At 64.7% G+C, this 17,990-nt stretch carries 16 protein-coding genes and 1 pseudogene; 9 read left to right on the plus strand and 8 right to left on the minus strand.

Annotated elements, in window-relative coordinates; genetic code table 11:
- Positions 1-11 precede the first annotated feature (11 nt).
- The 7 genes from MKD38_RS10225 (at position 12) to MKD38_RS10255 (ending at position 6,970) form a co-directional block, all read left to right on the plus strand.
- Entirely contained in the window at positions 12-806 is a 795-nt protein-coding gene (locus MKD38_RS10225; protein WP_252676732.1) for a TauD/TfdA dioxygenase family protein, read from the plus strand.
- Between the two features lie 101 nt (positions 807-907).
- Complete coding sequence (locus MKD38_RS10230; protein WP_252676463.1) at positions 908-2,026, plus strand: Re/Si-specific NAD(P)(+) transhydrogenase subunit alpha; 1,119 nt, start codon at positions 908-910, stop codon at positions 2,024-2,026.
- Positions 2,027-2,036: 10 nt separating this feature from the next.
- The gene (locus MKD38_RS10235) at positions 2,037-2,393 is read left to right on the plus strand and encodes an NAD(P) transhydrogenase subunit alpha part 2 (protein WP_252676465.1); all 357 of its coding nucleotides are present in this window, start codon (positions 2,037-2,039) and stop codon (positions 2,391-2,393) included.
- A complete protein-coding gene (locus MKD38_RS10240; protein ID WP_252676467.1) occupies positions 2,390-3,856 on the plus strand; it encodes an NAD(P)(+) transhydrogenase (Re/Si-specific) subunit beta in 1,467 nt (488 codons plus the stop codon). Before MKD38_RS10235 ends, MKD38_RS10240 begins: the two co-directional genes overlap by 4 nt.
- 60 nt (positions 3,857-3,916) lie before the next feature.
- The gene (locus MKD38_RS10245) at positions 3,917-4,708 is read left to right on the plus strand and encodes an SDR family NAD(P)-dependent oxidoreductase (RefSeq protein ID WP_252676469.1); all 792 of its coding nucleotides are present in this window, start codon (positions 3,917-3,919) and stop codon (positions 4,706-4,708) included.
- 11 nt (positions 4,709-4,719) lie between these two features.
- Positions 4,720-5,916, plus strand: coding sequence for an acyl-CoA dehydrogenase family protein (locus MKD38_RS10250; protein ID WP_252676471.1), 1,197 nt, complete (start codon positions 4,720-4,722; stop codon positions 5,914-5,916).
- A complete protein-coding gene (locus MKD38_RS10255; RefSeq protein WP_252676473.1) occupies positions 5,909-6,970 on the plus strand; it encodes a phosphotransferase family protein in 1,062 nt (353 codons plus the stop codon). Before MKD38_RS10250 ends, MKD38_RS10255 begins: the two co-directional genes overlap by 8 nt.
- Positions 6,971-7,361: 391 nt before the next feature.
- Here the strand turns inward: MKD38_RS10255 and MKD38_RS10260 are convergent.
- A pseudogene (locus MKD38_RS10260) lies at positions 7,362-8,319 on the minus strand (amidohydrolase); the annotation flags it as partial.
- Between the two features lie 103 nt (positions 8,320-8,422).
- Here MKD38_RS10260 and MKD38_RS10265 point away from each other — a divergent pair.
- Positions 8,423-8,971, plus strand: a complete 549-nt coding sequence (locus MKD38_RS10265; RefSeq protein WP_252676474.1) for an aspartate carbamoyltransferase — start codon at positions 8,423-8,425, stop codon at positions 8,969-8,971.
- Between the two features lie 18 nt (positions 8,972-8,989).
- A complete protein-coding gene (locus tag MKD38_RS10270) occupies positions 8,990-9,664 on the plus strand; it encodes a Crp/Fnr family transcriptional regulator (RefSeq protein ID WP_252676476.1) in 675 nt (224 codons plus the stop codon).
- A gap of 123 nt (positions 9,665-9,787) precedes the next feature.
- On the opposite strand, the gene MKD38_RS10275 is transcribed toward MKD38_RS10270, so the two are convergent.
- The 7 genes from MKD38_RS10275 to MKD38_RS10305 all read right to left on the minus strand — a co-directional run bounded on the left by MKD38_RS10275 (position 9,788) and on the right by MKD38_RS10305 (position 17,936).
- Positions 9,788-10,420: a glycine-rich domain-containing protein gene (locus MKD38_RS10275; protein WP_252676478.1), complete on the minus strand. Its 633-nt coding sequence runs from the start codon at positions 10,418-10,420 to the stop codon at positions 9,788-9,790.
- A gap of 74 nt (positions 10,421-10,494) precedes the next feature.
- Complete coding sequence (locus MKD38_RS10280) at positions 10,495-13,842, minus strand: bifunctional diguanylate cyclase/phosphodiesterase (RefSeq protein WP_252676480.1); 3,348 nt, start codon at positions 13,840-13,842, stop codon at positions 10,495-10,497.
- A gap of 382 nt (positions 13,843-14,224) precedes the next feature.
- A complete protein-coding gene (locus tag MKD38_RS10285) occupies positions 14,225-14,788 on the minus strand; it encodes a J domain-containing protein (protein WP_252676482.1) in 564 nt (187 codons plus the stop codon).
- Between the two features lie 152 nt (positions 14,789-14,940).
- Positions 14,941-15,684: an acetoacetyl-CoA reductase gene (phbB, locus tag MKD38_RS10290; protein ID WP_252676484.1), complete on the minus strand. Its 744-nt coding sequence runs from the start codon at positions 15,682-15,684 to the stop codon at positions 14,941-14,943.
- A gap of 128 nt (positions 15,685-15,812) precedes the next feature.
- Positions 15,813-16,376 (minus strand): TIGR01841 family phasin, encoded by a 564-nt coding sequence (phaP, locus tag MKD38_RS10295; protein ID WP_252676486.1) that lies wholly within the window; start codon positions 16,374-16,376, stop codon positions 15,813-15,815.
- 157 nt (positions 16,377-16,533) lie between these two features.
- Positions 16,534-16,779: a hypothetical protein gene (locus tag MKD38_RS10300; RefSeq protein WP_252676488.1), complete on the minus strand. Its 246-nt coding sequence runs from the start codon at positions 16,777-16,779 to the stop codon at positions 16,534-16,536.
- A 332-nt stretch (positions 16,780-17,111) separates the two neighbouring features.
- A complete protein-coding gene (locus MKD38_RS10305; RefSeq protein WP_252676489.1) occupies positions 17,112-17,936 on the minus strand; it encodes a substrate-binding domain-containing protein in 825 nt (274 codons plus the stop codon).
- Positions 17,937-17,990: the final 54 nt, after the last annotated feature.

The raw sequence follows: 17,990 nt of genomic DNA on the forward strand, positions 1-17,990 counted from the left end.
GAGGAGACATGATGACCATCGAAATCAAGCCGTTGACCGGCTCCGTGGGCGCCGCCGTTACCGGTGTGAACCTGAACGACCCGATCAACGACGCCACCTTCAAGGTCCTGCACGAGGCCTTCCTGGAGCACGGCATGCTTGTCTTCCGCGGCCAGTTCCTGCAGCCGGCGGCACAGGTGGCGTTCGCGCGCCTGTGGGGCACGCCGGTCCAGGGCAACCCGCTGCTGAAGGGCCTGGCGGAATTCCCCGAACTGTTCCAGGTCACCAGGATCCCCAAGGAGACCGCCTCCACCGAAGCCTGGCACTCTGATTCGATCTACACCGCCGTACCGCCGAAGATCTCCATCCTGTCGGCCGTCACCATCCCGGTGGGCGGGGATACCATGTGGTGCAACCAGTACCTTTCGTATGAGCGCCTGTCGCCCACCCTGCAGCGCATGATTGAAGGGCTGCGCGCCACCTTCAGCGGCGGCCGCCTGGCCAAGATGACCGGCTCCGACAAGGTGCCGACGGCCGTCCATCCCATCGTGCGCACGCATCCGGAAACCGGCCGCAAGGCGCTGTACGTCGGCCACCCGGATACTGCCCTGTGCATCGAGGGCATGACCGAGGCGGAAAGCCGGCCGCTGCTCGACTTCCTGTACCAGCACTCGGTCACCCCGGACAACGTGTACCGCCACATGTGGCAGGAAGGCGATGTGGTGATGTGGGACAACCGCAACACCATGCACTACGCCGTGCATGACTACGGCAATGCCGAGCGCGTACTCAACCGCGTGACGCTCGAGGGCGACGTGCCCCGCTGAGCGGCACGACCATTCAGGCACCGCCCCGGCCACTGCTGGCCGGTGGCGTGGCCCGGCGCACTGCGTCCCGCGCGGGGACGCGGTCCACAGGAGAGTGAAGCATGCAGATAGGGATCCCGACTGAGACCCGGGCGGGGGAGGCGCGTGTCGCCGCCACGCCAGAGACGGTCAAGAAGTACGTCGCGCAGGGCCATCAGGTTGTGGTGCAGACGGGTGCAGGCCTGCGGGCCAGCCAGCCGGATGCGGCCTATGAGGCCGCGGGCGCACGCATGGTCAGCGCCGCCGAGGCGCTCGGCGCGCCGCTGGTGCTGAAGGTGCGCGCGCCCGAGATCACCGAGTTGGCGCACATGAAGCCGGGCGCGGTGCTGGTGGGCATGCTCGACCCGTTCGATATCGAGAACAAGGCGCGCATGTCCGCAGCCGGCGTCACCGCCTTCGCGCTGGAAGCCGCGCCGCGCACCACGCGCGCGCAGAGCATGGACGTGCTGTCGTCGCAGGCCAATATCGCCGGCTACAAGGCCGTGCTGGTGGCCGCGCACCACTACCAGCGCTTCATGCCGATGCTGATGACCGCCGCCGGCACCGTCAAGGCGGCGCGCGTGCTGATCCTGGGCGCCGGCGTCGCCGGCCTGCAGGCCATCGCCACCGCCAAGCGCCTGGGCGCCGTGATCGAAGCGTCCGACGTGCGCCCCGCGGTGAAGGAGCAGATCGAATCGCTCGGCGGCAAGTTCCTCGACGTGCCGTTCCTGACCGACGAAGAGCGCGAGATCGCGCAGGGCGTCGGCGGCTACGCGCGCCCGATGCCGCCGGACTGGATGAAGCGCCAGGCCGAGCTGGTGCACCAGCGCGCGCTCCAGGCCGACATCGTCATCACCACCGCGCTGATCCCGGGCCGCAAGGCACCCGTGCTGCTGCACGAAACCACCGTCCAGCAGATGAAGCCGGGTTCGGTGGTGGTCGACCTGGCCGCGGCGCAAGGCGGCAACTGCCCGCTGACCGTGGCCGACGAAGTGGTCGAGCGCCATGGCGTGACCTTCGTCGGACACACCAACCTGGCCAGCATGGTCGCGGCCGACGCCTCGGCGCTGTATGCGCGCAACGTGCTGGATTTTCTCAAGCTGATCCTCGACAAGGAAGGCAGCCTGCTGATCAACAAAGACGACGACATCGTCGCGGCCTGCCTGATGACAGGGCAAGCCGAAGCGGCGCTGGCCGGTTAAGGAGAAGTCGATGGAAATGGTGAACCACACGGTGATCAACCTGATCATCTTCGTGCTGGCGATTTACGTGGGCTACCACGTGGTGTGGACCGTCACGCCCGCCCTGCATACGCCGCTGATGGCGGTAACCAACGCGATCTCGGCCATCATCATCGTCGGCGCCATGCTGGCGGCCGGCCTGACCGAAGGCGGCGTTGGCCGCACCATGGGCACGCTGGCGGTGGCGCTGGCCGCGGTCAATGTGTTCGGCGGCTTCCTGGTCACGCAACGCATGCTGGAGATGTTCCGCAAGAAGGCGCCGAAGGCGAAGGCCGAGGCAAACGCGCCGGCGCAGGCTGGCGCAGGACTGGTGGAGATGCCGCGATGAATGCCCTGTCCATGAATATGGTGACGCTGTTCTACCTGGGTGCGTCGGTCTGTTTCATCCAGGCGCTGAAGGGTCTCTCGCACCCGGCTTCGGCCCGCCAGGGCAACGCCTTCGGCATGATCGGCATGGCGGTGGCGGCGCTTACGACGGTGGCGCTGATTGCCAAGCTCAAGAGCGAGTTCCTGGCTGCCGACGGTGGCGCGGGCGTGGGTTCGGGCCTGGCGCTGATTCTCGCGGGGCTGGTCGTTGGCGGCGGTATCGGTGCCTATGTGGCAAAGAAGGTCGAGATGACCAAGATGCCCGAGCTTGTCGCGGCGATGCACTCGCTGATCGGCCTGGCCGCGGTGTGCATCGCGGTGGCCGCCGTGGCGGAGCCTGCGGCCTTTGGCATCGCAGCGGCGGGATCGCATGAGATTCCCACGGGCAACCGTATCGAGTTGTTCATCGGCTGCTTCGTCGGCGCGATCACGTTCTCGGGCTCCGTGATCGCCTTCGGCAAGCTGGCCGGGCGCTACAAGTTCCGTCTGTTCCAGGGCGCACCAGTGGTATTTCCCGGCCAGCACATGCTGAACCTGGCGCTCGCGGTCGCGATGGTCGGCTTTGGCATTGCGTTCTTCATGACGCAGGACTGGTTGCCGTTCCTGGTAATGCTGGCGATCGCCTTCGTGCTGGGCGTGCTGATCATCATCCCGATCGGCGGTGCCGACATGCCGGTGGTGGTGTCGATGCTGAACTCGTACTCGGGCTGGGCCGCGGCGGGCATCGGTTTCTCTCTGAACAACCCGATGCTGATCATCGCGGGCTCTCTGGTGGGTTCGTCCGGTGCCATCCTCTCGTACATCATGTGCAAGGCGATGAACCGATCGTTCTTCAACGTGATCCTGGGCGGCTTCGGCAGCGAAGCGGCAACGGCCGGCGCGGCCGGTGCGCAGGCCCAGCGCAATGTGAAGTCGGGTTCGGCCGATGACGCGTCCTTCCTGATGGGCAACGCCGAGACCGTGATCATCGTGCCCGGCTACGGCCTGGCGGTGGCGCGCGCCCAGCACGCGCTGAAGGAACTGACCGAAAAGCTGACCGAGAAGGGCGTGACCGTGAAGTACGCGATCCACCCGGTGGCGGGCCGCATGCCGGGCCACATGAACGTGCTGCTGGCCGAGGCAGAAGTGCCCTACGACCAGGTCTTCGAGATGGAGGACATCAATAGTGAGTTCGGCCAGGCCGACGTGGTGCTGGTGCTGGGCGCCAACGACGTGGTCAACCCGGCGGCCAAGACCGACCCCAAGTCGCCCATTGCCGGCATGCCGATCCTGGAGGCGTACAAGGCCAAGACCATCATCGTCAACAAGCGCTCGATGGCGTCCGGTTATGCCGGCCTGGACAATGAACTGTTCTACATGGACAAGACCATGATGGTGTTCGGCGACGCCAAGAAGGTGGTCGAGGACATGGTCAAGGCTGCGTAAGCAGCGCTTCGGCACAGGCACAGCGATACAGAGATAACAGAGATAACAGGAGACATGGCAATGAATCAGGACGATGGTCGCGGCCTCAACCCGTTTGCCGACCTGGAGGGCAAGGTGGCGCTGGTCACCGGCGCCTTCGGCGGGCTTGGACTGCATTTCGCGAAGACCCTGTCGCGCGCGGGTTGCAAAGTGGCATTGGCCGGTCGTCGCGTGGGCGAAGGCGAGGCGGTGCTGGCCGAGCTGCGCCGGGAAGGCGGGCAAGGGTGCGTGGTGGCGCTCGACGTGAGGAACCCGGCCTCGGTCGACGCGGCGTTCGACGCCGCACAGCGCAAGCTTGGTCCGGTGCAGGTCGTCGTCAACAGCGCCGGCATCGCCACCACCGGGGCTGCGCTGGAGGTGGACGAGGCGCAGTGGCAAAGCGTCATCGACACCAACCTGAACGGCGCCTGGCGCGTCGCCCAGCGCGCTGCGCGCATGATGCGCGATGCCGGGGCGGGCGGCAGCATCATCAACATCGCCTCGATCCTCGGCCTGCGCGTGGCCCAGCAGGTGCCTGCCTATACCGCCGCCAAGGCCGGCCTCATTCACCTGACGCGCTCGCTGGCACTGGAATGGGCTCGCCACGGCATCCGTGTCAATGCGCTTGCGCCAGGGTACTTCGAGACGGACATCAACCGCAGTTTTTTCGAGACCGAAAGCGGGCAGGCCCTGATCCGGCGCATTCCGCAGCGCCGGATCGGACAGCCGCGCCAGCTCGATGGTGCGCTACTACTGCTGGCCTCCGGCGCGTCAGACTTCATGACCGGCACGGTGCTGCCGGTCGACGGCGGCCATTCCATCAATTCGCTTTAAGGCAAGCTTCCATGTTCACTCCCTGTCCCACCGAGCGCAGCAAGGCCATCGCCGACCGCGTCGAGGCCTTCGTGCGCGAGGTTGTCGCGCTTTATGAGCGCGATCCCCGCAACGCCGGCCACGGTCCGACCGAGGATCTGGTCAGCGAACTGCGTGCCAAGGCCCGCGAAGCCGGCGTCATGACGCCGCACATCCTGCCCGACGGCGGCCACCTGACGCAGCTCGAAACGGCCGCGGTGCTCAAGCGTTCGGCGCTGTCGCCGCTGGGCCCGGTGGCTGTCAATACGATGGCACCGGACGAGGGCAATATGTACCTGCTCGGCAGGGTCGCCACGCCGGAACAGAAGCGGCGGTTTCTCGACAAGCTCGTGAGCGGCGACGCGCGCTCGGCCTTCTTCATGACCGAGCCGGCCGAGGACGGCGGCGCGGGCTCCGATCCGTCGATGCTGCAGACCACCGCGGTGCCGCAGGGCGACCACTGGGTCATCAACGGCCGCAAGATGTTCATCACCGGTGCGCAAGGTGCTTCGGTCGGCATCGTGATGGCGCGCACCGGAGGCAACGACAAGGTCCAGTCGACCATGTTCCTGGTCGACCTGCCGGATCCCGCCATCCGCATCGAACGCGTGCTCGACACCATCGACAACTCGATGCCGGGCGGCCATGCGCTGATCGTCATCGACAATCTGCGCGTGCCGGCCAGCCAGGTGCTTGGCGAGGTCAATGAAGGCTTCCGCTATGCGCAGGTACGGCTGTCTCCCGCGCGGCTGTCGCACTGCATGCGCTGGCATGGCTGCGCCACGCGCGCGCACGAGATCGCCACGGACTACGCGACCCGGCGCAAGGCATTCGGCAAGCTGCTGATCGACCATGAAGGTGTGGGCTTCATGCTGGCCGAGAACCTGATCGACCTGCAGCAGGCGGCGCTGATGATCGACTGGTGCGCCGGCGTGCTCGATGGCGGCGTGCTCGGCACCACCGAAAGCTCGATGGCCAAGGTGGCGGTGTCCGAGGCGGTGTATCGCGTTGCGGACCGCTGCGTGCAGGTCATGGGCGGAGCGGGCGTGTCGCGCGATTCGATCGTCGAGCAGGTGTTCCGCGAAGTGCGCGCCTTCCGCATCTATGATGGCCCCACCGAGGTCCACAAGTGGTCGCTGGCGAAGATGATCAAGCGCAAGGCCCTGAGCGGCGAGGCCAGCCATGGCTGAGGCGAGCGATTTCGCCGGCACGGTGCCGGTGCGCGAACAGCACCGTTTCGACCAGGCCGCGCTGGAGCGCTGGATGGCGCAGCAGGTCGAGGGCTATGCCGGGCCTCTGACGATCGACCAGTTCAAGGGCGGGCAGTCCAACCCTACCTATCGGCTGCGCACGCCGGGGCACAGCTATGTGCTGCGGCGCAAGCCGCCCGGCGAACTGCTCAAGGGCGCGCATGCGGTTGAACGCGAAGCCCGCGTGATGGCGGCGCTGGCACAGGCAGGCTTTCCTGTCCCACGCATACACGGACTCTGTACCGACGATTCGGTGATCGGCAGCTGGTTTTTCGTGATGGACCTGGTCGAAGGCCGCATCTTCTGGGATGCAGGCTTTGCCGATGTGCCGCACGATGATCGCGCCGCGTACATGGATGCGATGAACGCGACGCTGGCCAGGCTGCATACGATCGATCCGCAGGCCGTCGGGCTAGGGGACTACGGCAAGGCGGGCGGCTATGTCGCGCGGCAGCTTGCGCGGTGGTCGAAGCAGTACCTCGAGGACGAGCTGGCCGGCCGGCATCCGGCGATGGATCGGCTGGTCGAGTGGCTGCCGAAGCATCTGCCCGTGACTGACGACGTTGCCATCACTCACGGCGACTTCCGGGCCGACAACCTGATCTTCCATCCCACCGAGCCGCGCGTACTGGCCGTGCTGGATTGGGAGCTGTCGACACTGGGCGATCCGCTTGCCGACTTCGCCTACCACGCCATGATGTTCCGCATGCCGCCCGATATCCTGGGCGGCATCGCCGGGCATGACCTGGCCGCGGCGGGATTGCCGGACGAGGCGGCGTATGTGGAAGCGTATTGCCGGCGCACCGGGCGCGATGGCATCGGTGATCTGGACTTCTATATTGCCTTCAATATGTTCCGCTTCGCGGCGATTCTGCATGGGGTCAAGGGACGCGCTGCTCGCGGTACGGCGTCCAGTGCCGAGGCGCATGCCATGGGTGAGCGCTTTGCCCGTGTGGCCGATCTGGCTTGGATGCAGGCGCAGCGTGTGAGGTGATGACGGGGGTTGTCGTGCTTGGATGCGCTGCTGTTTCGCCGGCATAGCCGGCGACGGACCTATTCGAAGCTTGTGTACGAGGACCCCGAGCTCCATCCCGGCAGTTCGACATCCTCAAGTCGCTCATCTCCGGACTTGAACGCGTTGCCATCCTGAGCGAATCACACATTCCGGGAGTTGATGCCAACGGCTTGGCACTCATAGAGCGGGCCAACGGTGCTGCAGCGCGCGCGGCTGGCATGGAGCTTTGGATTGACGATTGCTCCCGATTTACTGAAGACGGCTGACCGCGTCATCGAGTAACTTGGTTGGCTCCTACCGACCCATTGCTGCCGTTCAAGCCTCTTCCGCCAACGTCTTGCTTCGCCGGCGCACATGCCGCGCTCGCCTCCTAGGCTGGCTTCAGAACGAGCAATGTCTCTGTCAGTCGGCACCAAAACGCTGCGCCCAACGCCAGATTGCGGTCGTTGAAGTCATAGCGCGGGTTGTGCAAGCCGCGCCCGCCGTCGGATGGGCCGTTGCCGATACGGATGAGCGCGCCCGGGCATTCCTGCAGCATGTAGGCGAAGTCTTCGCTACCCATCATCTTCGGATAGTCGCGGTCTACATCCTTCTGGCCAACAAGCGCTGTAGCAACTTCCGCCGCCAAAGCTACCGCGTCGGCGGCGTTGTCGACAATCGGGTAGCCCTCCACATAGCGGATCTCGGCTATCGCGCCATACGATGCGGCGGTCATGTGGACCAGCTTGGTGATGCGGTCCTTCAGTAGTGCGCGTACCTCCGGACTGAACGAGCGCACGCTGATGCCGATTTCAGCTTCGGCAGGGATGACGTTCAGTGCGTCCCTGCGTGCAGCCGGCCAACAGTGAGCACTGCCGACTCGTTGGGGGGACGTTGCGCGAGACTACGGTCTGGAGCGCCATCACGATGGCGGCCGCCGCCACCAGCGGGTCGACCGCGAGGTGAGGGCGCGCAGCGTGGCCGCCCAAGCCAATGACCTTGATGAACACACGGTCGCCTGCCGCGAGAAACGGTCCCGGACGCATCAGGAACTGGCCTTGGGGTACACCGGGATGGTTGTGCATGGCAAACACCATGTCACAAGGAAAACGATCAAACAAACCATCTGCCACCATGGCCTTGGCGCCGCTGTCGAATCCCCGCTCCTCCGCTGGCTGAAAGATCAGGTTACGCGTGCCGGAGAAGTTCCTCGTGGCCGCCACGTGCTTTGCCGCGCCAAGCAACATGGCGGTGTGGCCGTCGTGTCCACAGGCATGCATGATGCCGGGCCGGCTGCTCGCGTATGGAAGCCCGGTGTCTTCCTGGACGGGCAGGATATTTGGACCCGCAACTGCCGCGCGGCAAACGGCGTGTCACCGCGTATGATTTCAGTCATAGAGCGAGCCGGATACCGGCACTAGACTGCGAGCGAACTTTCGATTGGAGTGATACATGAAGCGGCATTCAGCCACTGTCATCGCGGCGTCGACCGCCATCCTTCTTGGCGCCGCTGCGCTTTCGTCGTTCGCCATGGCCGATGTCACGGCACGCCAGAAGGACGTTCGGCAACACGGCGCGGAGGTCATGCCGTTCGCCCTTGCGGCCACCACCCACATCTTTACGAAGACGGCAGACGGTGGGAACCAACAGGTCGTCACGAAGCATCATGACCCGAAGCAGGTTACGCTGATCCGCGGGCATCTGAGCGCGATCGCTCGGCAGTTCGCGGCGGGTGACTTCAAGGCGCCGGAGCATATCCACGGCACCGATATGCCGGGCCTGGCCGCGCTGCGTGCAGCACAGCCGGGAGAACTGAAGATCCACTATCGCGACTTGCCCGATGGCGGCGAAATCGAATACCACGCGGACGAACCTAGCCTCGTCGCCGCGCTGCACGTCTGGTTCGATGCCCAGTTGTCCGATCATGGCCACGACGCGATGGCAGGACACAGCCCCGGCATGATGCGTCATCGTCCTGCGGACGCCTCGACAGCGGAATAGGCCGCGCATACGACCAGAATGCCAGTCGACGATTTGCCTGATTCATCCCCTGCCCAGGCGGTGGCCGCTCTGCCGGCATGGCCGGACGCGCTGCGCGACTCGGCGCGCTTGCGCCGGTATGATGCTGACACCTACGTATTCAATCGCGGGCAGCGGGTCGAGTCGGTCTACCAGGTTCAGACAGGGCAGGTTTTGTTGCGACGTGACGGAGCGGACGGCGAATCCCTCACGCTGCAGACAGCAGGTCCCGGCGATTTCGTGGCCGAAGCAAGCCTCTTCAGCTCCCACTACCACTGCGACGCATTCTGCGGGAGAGCGAGCGAATTGCTGGCCTTTCCCGCGAGGACGTTGCTTGCGTGTCTGCAGGGCGATCCATCGTTCGCGGTGGATTGGGTACGGCTCCTGTCGCGGCAACTCATGCGCAGCCGTGCCCGCGAGGAACGCCTGACGCTACGCGCGCCGCGCGACCGCATCCTGCATTGCCTGCAGCTCGAGCACGATGCGCACGGACGGTTCACGCCGCCCGGAACGCTCATGCAATGGGCGGCCACGCTTGGGATCGCGCATGAAACCCTGTATCGCGCGCTGGCACAGATGGAACAGGAGGGCCTGATTGTGCGCAACGGGGTCCAAATTGTCCTCTCCGAGGTTCGCCGGAAAAATTCCGGACGATCAGGTTTGCCGTCCAGCTAAAAAAATGCGCGGCAGAGCCGCGCATTCACAATCACCTGACAGATAACGGGGAGCGATCTGCAGGTTGTACCAGTGGTCGCTAGCACTCCGGCTAAACGTGATGGGTGCTTTCCTGATCCGAAGTCAGGCAACACTCCGAGGCGAATTCACCGCGCAGTAAGCGGGCCTCGCCGTGACCGAGTGCACTTGTTCCGGCCCGCTTTCCGCTTCCCGTGCGCAGTAGGCGGCCTCATCCGTCGCCAGGCGAGCACAGTAGGCGGCATCCTTCCTTTCAGCCAGCCGGGCACAGTAGGCGGCTTCCTTCTTTTCGCTCATGCGCGCGCAATACGCGGCGTTGTCCGTTGCCGCGCGCGCGCAGTACGCCGCGGAGGTGAGCGGGTTGCCGAATTCGCGCAGGTTCAGCGCGTCGCTCGAGGCGGCCATCGCCAGCAGGCGCGCCTCGTCTTCCGGGCCATCGATGCCGACGTAGGGATCGTGATGCAGGACGCGGCCGAAGATGCGCACGCAGTCGTCGGCATAGCGCCGGGTATCCAGGATATGGGCGTGCCAGAAGGCATCGACCAGCTCGCTGGGCACGGCCGGCGTTTCCGGATACTTCGCGGCCAGCTTCAGGAACTGGCGGTAGCCGTCCTCGGCCTGCTCCAGGGACGCCGGGGTCCAGTCCCGATGCTGCTGGTGCAGCAGCTTGGCCTTCATCCTCGAGAAATCGAGGGCATCGATGTCTTGCCACATGGTTTGCACAGTAGGTTCATGCATGATTCAGTTTCCTCTATTTTTGCTGGTTTTGGACTGCCTGCAATGCGACGACACGAACGCGCGCCTGACTTCGGTCAGGCGCGCATCGGTTCCTGGCCCCGTGCGAAATCGGGGCCATTCTCCATGCGGCTGGCGAGGAAGGCAGTGATCTTCGCCGGCGGCAACGGATGGCTGAAGTAGTAACCCTGCACTTCGTCGCAGCCTTCGCGGCGCAGGAATTCAAGCTGTGCCTCGTTCTCCACGCCCTCGGCGACGACTTCGAGGCCGAGCCGGTGGCCCAGGCCGATCACCGCGCTGGTGATCTGCGTGTCGCTGCGGCTTTCCGGGACATAGCGGACAAAGCTGCGGTCGATCTTGACCGTATCGATCGGGAAGCGGCTCAGGTAGGCGAGCGAGGAATAACCGGTACCGAAATCATCGATGGCCAGGCGCACCCCGGTTCGCTTCAGGCGCGACAGCCAGTTCGAGGCCTGCTCGGCATCGCGCATGACCATGCTTTCGGTCAGTTCCAGTTCAAGCAGGTTGCCGGGCAGCGCCGCCTGGCGCAGCGCATCGATGATGGTCAGCCTGAGCGCCTTGTCGGCGAACTGGCGGGCGGATAGGTTGACCGAAACCCGGACCGGCGGCAGTCCCTGGGCCAGCCACGCGGCATTCTGGCGGCACGCTTCGCGCAGCGCCCACGCCCCGATCTCGACGATGGCGCCGCTTTGCTCGGCGAAGGGAATGAAGTCCGCGGGCATGACCAGGCCCAGCTCCGGGTGGCGCCAGCGGATCAGTGCCTCGACTGCGGTGCAGGTTCCCGATGCCAGCGCGATGCGCGGCTGGTAATAGAGCACGAACTCGTCATTCTCGAGCGCGCGGTGCAGGTGCGATTCCATGTCGATGCGCCGCTGCAAGGTCGTGCTCATGCCGGGGCAATAGAACTGGTAGCCGTTCTTGCCCAGCTGCTTGGCGCCGTACATGGCCAGGTCGGCATGCTTGAGCAGGGTTTGCCAGTCGTCGCCGTCTTCGGGGAACGAGCTGATGCCGATGCTGGCGGTCATCCGCATTTCGGAATCGTGGATGACAAAGGCGGGCGTGAGCACGGCCTGCAGTTGCGAGATGGTCCGGCCGAGAATCGTCGAATCGCCCTTGGGGTCGAGCAGCACGACAAACTCGTCGCCACCGAAGCGCGTAATCAATTCCACCTCGGGCAGGCCCTGGCGGAGCCGCTCGGCCATTTCGCGGAGCACGGCATCTCCGGCGTTGTGACCGATGGTGTCATTGACGACCTTGAATTCGTCCAGGTCGACGAAGATCACATGCAGTGCCTGCCCGCCGGCGCGGGCGCGAGCCAGGGCCTTTTCAAACTCGGCCTTGAACATCAGCCGGTTGGGCAGGCCGGTCAGAGCATCGTGATTGGCGATGAAACGCAGGTTTTCCTCGGCCTGCCGCCGCAGCAGGAAATGCCCGGTCTGGCTGGCAATGCCGCCGGCCATCGCCAGGGCATGGACATCGGCGCTGCGCCGGGTGCGGGAATAGAGTTCGACCACGCCAAGGCTCACGTGACCCCGGCTCAGCGGAAAGGCGAATACCGTGCGGATGCCACCGCTGGCAAGCCAACCGGCTTGCCCGTGCCTGGCCACGTCATGAAGCCCCGCATACCATTGTGGCGCCGCGATGGCCGTGGCACCCGCCGCACGGGCAGGGCGCGCAGCGAGCCACGATTCGAGCGCCTTGGCGCGGCTCAGGCGTACCTGCGGCAGCTTGTTGCCATGACCGTCGTCGGCCGGCCAGAAGGCCCCGGCCTCCCATTCCATGCCTTCCAGCAGCGTGTGGACGATGTCCTCGAGCACTTCGGCTTCACTGTCGGCCGTGGCCAGGTGCAGGGCGATCTGGTGCTCCTGCGCACGGGCCTGTTCTGCCGACTTGCGCTGGCTGATATCCTGTGCGGTGCCGCGCAACGCGGTACTGCTGCCCGCAGGACCATGCGCGTGGCAAATCAGGTGCAGCCAGCCGCGCCGTCCACGTTGCGAACGGTAAGGGCACTCGAGTTCGAACGGCTGAAGGTCCCGTGCGGCTTTTTCCATCCGTTCGCGCAACACCGCGCGATGGCTCGTCTCGATCGCCTGGAACAGCGTGTCCGGTGTCGGCCGGTGGCCGCGCCAGCCCAGCAAGCGACCCATTTCCCGTGAAAAGTGAGCCACGTCCTTGCCCAGGTCGATGCGCCAGTCGCCGAGCTGGGCAATCTGCTGCGCCTCGGCCAGCGCCGCCTGGCTCTCGCGCAGGCTGTGCGTCATCTGGTCGGCCACGGCAACGGCCCGTGCACGCGAACTGGACAAGGCGTAGGCCAGCCAGCCCAGCAGCACGGTGATGATCATCCCGGAAATGATCACCAGCGTCGGCAGATAGCGTTGCGGACCGCCGATCGCGGTCGAGTCGGCAGCGAAGGCAATGACCCAGCGCCGTCCGCCGAAGTTTCGCTCCACGCTCTTGGTCAGGTCGTCCCGGCTGTCCGCCGCGGCCGCCGATTGGTCCGCCGGCGTGCCCGCGCGAGGCGCTGCGCGGCCTTCCGCGGCACGGCCCGGCCGCGGCGTCGCCAATCCCGTGCGGCTGTCATAAAGGAGGTTGCCGGCTGACAGGGCATCGGCCGGCGCCGCGACGTCGCCGGCATCATGGACGCGAAAGCGGATCGGGCGCAGGTTCTGGTTGCTGACCAGGTCCCTGAGCAAGTCCGCCACGCGAATGCCGGCACCGACCGACCCGACGTAAGCGGCCCGGCGCGCCTCCACGGAATCCAGGTTCAGCGCCTTGCGATACACCGGCAAGCGCAGCGCAATACCTACATGAGGATTCCTGGCGTCGCTGAAGATCAGCCGGCCGCTGCTCACCGGGTGCCCGGTATCGCGGGCACGCTCCAGCGCGGCGAGGCGGCGCGGTTCGGCACCCATGTCGATGCCGAGGGACGGCAGGTTGGTGTCGAGCGGCTCGACATAGGTCAGCACGAAGTAGCCCGGCCGCTGGCCAGGAGGCCGGATGCTGAACGTCACGCCGGCCTCGCGCAGGATCGGATCACTGCGCTGCCGGGCGATAAACGCGTCGACCTCTGGCGCCGGCACGTAGGGCGCGTAGTTCAGCGTCTGGAAACCGGGGTAGCGCTGCGGCAGGTTCAGGCCGACGACAAAGTCGCGAAACTCGCCCCGCGAGACATGGTCGCTGGCACCGAACAGCGCCTGCATCGTGACCAGCACGTCGGTATAGAGCCGGATCCGCGTATCGATCTGCTGGACCACGTCGCTGGTATCGCTCTCGAAGCGCAACCGCACATCCCGTTCCAGCAGATCGGTGCAGAACGCATAGACGACAGCCGTCGTCAGCGCTCCAAGAAGCACCGTGCCCGCTGTGATGGAACGCGACCCAAGGCGTCCAAGCGGGCTGCGCATGCGCGCAAGCACCTGGCGCAACATTGTCTCCCCCGGCTCGCGGCGCTCACCACGAGATCGTGGTCATCGCCGACGGCTGATACCAAAGATGAACTACGGCCAGGCCCTGCTATGCGAACCCGTGGCTCTAAATGTCTTTACAATCTATATCAAACGGCGGTTAACAGAGATTCAATTTTGCAGCGCCAACACCCCACCAAAGTGGGGGTGTAATTTGGTGGCGTAGGGACACATCAACGCAGGGCCCAGTGCAACACGTCAGGCCTTCGATGGTTGGGTGCGGTTTTTCGACGCTATGGCGTGGTGTTGAGGGGGCCGCGCACGCTCCCATGGACCGGGCCACGACCATGCAAGCGGTGACACGCGCATCCGGAATCGCCTGCTAGCGAAACCTGAACAGCCCTTGCCAGAATGCATCGAACGGGCTGGTGGGGATCTCGGTACGCGCCGTGCTAGCATCCGCCGGTGCTACAGCCTCGCTCTCGGCGAATGCCTTGCGCGACTGATGCAGTGCATAAACGCTGTCCGCAATTTGTCCGGCAAGCTCCGTCTCGCAGTCCTTGCCCAGCAGGATGCCGAACAGGACGTCGCGTGAATGCCCTTCGTCGGCGAAGCGCATTGCGACGGCGACCATCTTCTCGTAATGCTCCTGCGCGACGCGTCGGGCTTGTTCCTGGGCCTGGCGCTGCTCGGCTTCTTGCGCTGCGTGTTCGGCTTGCCACCGACGCATTTCGCGTTCGAAGACGTCGTCGTAGACCTGGCGCTGTTCGGCGTCGGACAGGATCGCATAGGCATCGCGAATCTGCTGGAAGGCGGCATGGCTTTCGGCTTCGCGACCGGGATTGCGGTCCGGATGCCATTTCATTGCCGCGCGGCGATAGGCAAGCTTGATCTCATCCAGGGTGGCATCGGCCTGTACGCCAAGCGTCGCGTAGAGCGTGGTCATGGGAAGCGGGGCGGAGAAGCGAAGGCGTTCATGCTAGCATGCCGCTCCGGCCCGGAGCTTCTTGCCTTGCTCATGCGCCTGACACTGCGACCCGCCGGGGCGATGCTCACGCATTGCTGCGTCAACATCGAACCGGCCGAAGCAGCGAGGCTTCACTGCAAATGTTGTCCCCCGTTGATCGCTATGTTCGCGCCGGTCAAAAAGCCGGCTTCATGCGAGCAAAGATAGGCAATCAACGCCGCCACTTCCTCCGGCTCTCCCAGGCGGCCGACAGGAATATGCGGAATGATCTTGGTGTCCAGGATCTCCTGCGGGACCGCCGTTACCATCCTGGTGGCGATAAAGCCCGGCGACACGGTGTTGACCGTCACGCCGTTCTTGGCCACTTCGAGCGCCAGCGATTTGGTGAATCCATGCATGCCGGCCTTGGCCGCGGCGTAATTGGCCTGACCGAAGCCGCCCTTGGAGCCAATGATCGACGAGATATTGATGATGCGGCCCCAGCCGCGCTTGACCATGCCTTCGCACACTGGCTTGGTCATGTTGAATACCGAGTCGAGGTTGGTGCGCATGACCGCGTCCCAATTGACCTTGTCCAGCTTCCTGAAGCTGGCATCGCGCGTGATACCGGCGTTGTTGACCAGGATGTCAGTCGGGCCAAGTTCCTCGTGAATGGCCGCAACACACAGTTGGCACGATTCGTAGTCGGCAACGTCCACGGGATAGGCGTGGAATTTTCTCCCGCCTTCTTCCATTCTGGCCAGCCAGGCGTCGACGCCGCTGTTGCCATGCGAATGCGTGACCGCGACGGTGCAGCCGGCGTCGTGTAGCCGGACGCTGATCGCTTCGCCAAGCCCGCCCATGCCACCTGTCACGATGGCGATTTTTTTTGTCATGTCTGCGATCCTCTGTGTCTCAAATATGCGGGACATACGCCAGGCCGAATACGCCACGGTTCCGGGCGTTGTCCCGGATCGGTACGGTAAGCGGCCTGGCGGCGGCGCCGACAAACGCGGCGGCGGTATTACTCCGCCGTGTGGGGGGCGGGTGCAGTGCGGCGTCGCACGCCCTTGGACGTAGCTTCGGCGGCCGAATCGAAGCTGCTCCCGGCCATCTGCATCGCCTGCTTTGCCGTCGCTTGCATGGAGTCGAATAGCGCGGTCGTGGCGTTAAGCGCCTCCTGCCAGGCGACAAAAGGCGTCATCGAGGTTGGCGGTGCGTTGCTGAGCGCGGTTTCCACGAATCCCTGTACCTCGCGCTTGCCGGCGGCGTATTGCACCTCCAGCACCTTTTCGACGTTGGCCTGCGCATCGGCAACAATGTCTTGCACACGGCGTCGATACGCCAGCATCGCTTCGGCCGTGGGTTGGAACAATGCCGCTTGCAGTTCAACGAGTTCTTGCGTGTCCTTGGTCGACAAGGCCTTCCTGGCGCAATCCTGCCCGTTTTCCAGGGTAGTTTTCATGGTCTGGAGATTCAGGTCGACCAACTTGGCGATGCAATCCAGCGACTTGCTGGCCAGCCCCGCCCAGGCGTCGATGCCGGTGAGCTGAAGCTTGCTGATTTGCTCAGGGGACCACTTTGTCATGTTGCGTCTCCAGATAAATTCCGCCCCTCGCAACGATTGCGAGACCAGTGCTGCGTGGAGCGGAGAGTCAAGGCACGACGATTGCCATGCCGCATTGGCAATGCCGGCTGCCCCTTGCCGCGAAAGCAGGCCAGGGAAGTCGACAGTTCCCGAAGGGTTAAAGCAATGCTCTGCAGGCGGTTTGCTGGCGTGCCTTGCCGTCGCTTGCGCGAACACGACCGACCGCTTTGAGAAAGGCGTAGCCTTGAATCGTGACTTGCGGGTGTGCAAGGGTTGGCCCGAGACGCTCGAGCGTGATGAACTGCTTCTCAAGCAGCGCCTGCATATCTGCGCCGTCCAGCTCGGCGGCGTCAGAGTGGTCGTTCAGCAGGACCAGCGTGGCGATTTCATGATGACTCAGCACAGTTGTCTCCCAAGCTATAGGTCTATTCTTGCTACGGGACTACACTACACCGCAGGTCCGCCTGGATCGGAAGGTCCAGTCATCGCAGACCACAGACTGGGCAAGGGCAAGCTCGCCGCTCACGCCAGAAACTACATCTTAGGTGGCCATCACCGGCGCTTCAATGACATTGTCGAGGGTCGCGGGTATTTTCTGCCTTGGTCCCATGGGCTCTGATGCAGTGCCCGAACAAATTGGCAGAGCGCCATCCCCCCAATGGGTTTGTTAGCCCGACCGGTCGGTCATCCAAGTCTCCAGCAAGATCGTTGCAGAGTCGGAATCAATGCCCGGCATCAAGGCTTCGCCGGTTGCCCCAGCTTCGGCGGTGCCGGTGGCGGCAGCGGCGTCGCCACCGGTTCCAGGCCGGTGCTGCTCACGATTGCAGCCGCTGCCGGCGAGGCCAGGAAACCAACGAAACGCGAGGTGGCCGCTGTCTGCCGGCCCGCGATTGTTCCGGCCGAGAAGAAGACTTTTTGCTGCAGTTCGTCAGGCAAGGGGCCGACGTAATCGAGTTCCTGGAATGGCAGCAGTTCGCTGACCTGCTGGAAGCCGATTTCCGCATCGCCGCGCGCCACCACGGCGCCGACGCGCTCACTGTAGATCTTGTGGGTCTTGTCCTTGATCTGGTCCGCGACACCGAGCCGGGGAAACAGCTCGCTGGACAAATAGGTGCCACTGGCGCTGGCGGAGTAGGCGATCGACCGCGCGTTGAGCAGCGTTTGCCTGAAGGCATCGGTGTTGCTGATATCCGGCCTGGCCATCCCCTTGCGCACCGACATGCCGATCAGCGAGCGCGCGAGGTCGACGCGGCTGCCGGCCAGGACCTTGCCTTCGGCGGCCAGTTTCTCGAGTCCGGCATCCGCCAGGATGACCACGTCGAAGGTCTCGCCGCGCGCCAGCCGGCTTGGGATGGAGTCCGGTGCATTGCCCATCGATGCGCCATAGGCCGTGATGACGCGGTCATGTGTGGCGGCCTCGTAAAGCGGGACGAGTTTCTGGTAGGCCGCCGTGAAACCGCCCGAGGTAATGACACGGATGTCATCCGCCCAGGCTGGGTCGACCAGCCCGAGCAACAAGATCAGAACGGTATGCCGGGCGGCGGAGGTGGCGGACTTCATATCGTCTCCCTGGTGAATGCTGACCTGAATTTATGCGCTTCACTGCACGCCATC

The sequence above is a fragment of the Cupriavidus sp. WGlv3 genome (genome assembly GCF_023952475.1).
GTDB classification, from domain to species: Bacteria; Pseudomonadota; Gammaproteobacteria; order Burkholderiales; family Burkholderiaceae; genus Cupriavidus; species Cupriavidus phytorum.

What these genes read in the sequence shown, in the direction of transcription:
- MKD38_RS10255 (WP_252676473.1), top strand. Translation starts at nt 5,909, where the DNA reads ATGGCTGAGGCGAGCGATTTCGCCGGCACGGTGCCGGTGCGCGAACAG.
- MKD38_RS10230 (WP_252676463.1), top strand. Translation starts at nt 908, where the DNA reads ATGCAGATAGGGATCCCGACTGAGACCCGGGCGGGGGAGGCGCGTGTC.
- MKD38_RS10280 (WP_252676480.1), bottom strand. Translation starts at nt 13,842, where the DNA reads ATGCGCAGCCCGCTTGGACGCCTTGGGTCGCGTTCCATCACAGCGGGC.
- MKD38_RS10270 (WP_252676476.1), top strand. Translation starts at nt 8,990, where the DNA reads ATGCCAGTCGACGATTTGCCTGATTCATCCCCTGCCCAGGCGGTGGCC.
- MKD38_RS10240 (WP_252676467.1), top strand. Translation starts at nt 2,390, where the DNA reads ATGAATGCCCTGTCCATGAATATGGTGACGCTGTTCTACCTGGGTGCG.
- phaP (WP_252676486.1), bottom strand. Translation starts at nt 16,376, where the DNA reads ATGACAAAGTGGTCCCCTGAGCAAATCAGCAAGCTTCAGCTCACCGGC.
- MKD38_RS10305 (WP_252676489.1), bottom strand. Translation starts at nt 17,936, where the DNA reads ATGAAGTCCGCCACCTCCGCCGCCCGGCATACCGTTCTGATCTTGTTG.
- MKD38_RS10275 (WP_252676478.1), bottom strand. Translation starts at nt 10,420, where the DNA reads ATGCATGAACCTACTGTGCAAACCATGTGGCAAGACATCGATGCCCTC.
- MKD38_RS10225 (WP_252676732.1), top strand. Translation starts at nt 12, where the DNA reads ATGACCATCGAAATCAAGCCGTTGACCGGCTCCGTGGGCGCCGCCGTT.
- MKD38_RS10245 (WP_252676469.1), top strand. Translation starts at nt 3,917, where the DNA reads ATGAATCAGGACGATGGTCGCGGCCTCAACCCGTTTGCCGACCTGGAG.
- MKD38_RS10235 (WP_252676465.1), top strand. Translation starts at nt 2,037, where the DNA reads ATGGAAATGGTGAACCACACGGTGATCAACCTGATCATCTTCGTGCTG.
- phbB (WP_252676484.1), bottom strand. Translation starts at nt 15,684, where the DNA reads ATGACAAAAAAAATCGCCATCGTGACAGGTGGCATGGGCGGGCTTGGC.
- MKD38_RS10285 (WP_252676482.1), bottom strand. Translation starts at nt 14,788, where the DNA reads ATGACCACGCTCTACGCGACGCTTGGCGTACAGGCCGATGCCACCCTG.
- MKD38_RS10265 (WP_252676474.1), top strand. Translation starts at nt 8,423, where the DNA reads ATGAAGCGGCATTCAGCCACTGTCATCGCGGCGTCGACCGCCATCCTT.
- MKD38_RS10250 (WP_252676471.1), top strand. Translation starts at nt 4,720, where the DNA reads ATGTTCACTCCCTGTCCCACCGAGCGCAGCAAGGCCATCGCCGACCGC.